Origin of the sequence: Streptomyces abyssalis (assembly GCF_001751365.1) — a bacterium.
In the GTDB taxonomy this organism is placed as follows: Bacteria; Actinomycetota; Actinomycetes; order Streptomycetales; family Streptomycetaceae; genus Streptomyces; species Streptomyces abyssalis.
This window is the reverse complement of record NZ_LJGT01000004.1, coordinates 1-268: the sequence shown is the minus strand read 5'-3', so window position 1 is coordinate 268 and position 268 is coordinate 1. Positions and strand designations below refer to the sequence as shown.

Genomic DNA, 268 nt, shown 5'->3' with positions numbered 1-268 from the left:
GCAATGCACCGAAGCTGCGGCAGCGACGCTGATGCGTTGTTGGGTAGGGGAGCGTTCTGTAAGCCTGTGAAGGTGTGCTGTGAGGCATGCTGGAGGTATCAGAAGTGCGAATGCTGACATAAGTAACGATAAAGCGGGTGAAAAGCCCGCTCGCCGGAAGACCAAGGGTTCCTGTCCAACGTTAATCGGGGCAGGGTGAGTCGACCCCTAAGGCGAGGCCGAAAGGCGTAGTCGATGGGAAACAGGTTAATATTCCTGTACTTGGTGT

The 268-nt window shown here is 55.2% G+C and carries 1 rRNA gene; it reads left to right on the top strand.

Going from position 1 to position 268, the window contains the following annotated elements:
- Nucleotides 1-268: ribosomal RNA gene (locus tag AN215_RS00020) — 23S ribosomal RNA — on the top strand; the annotation flags it as partial.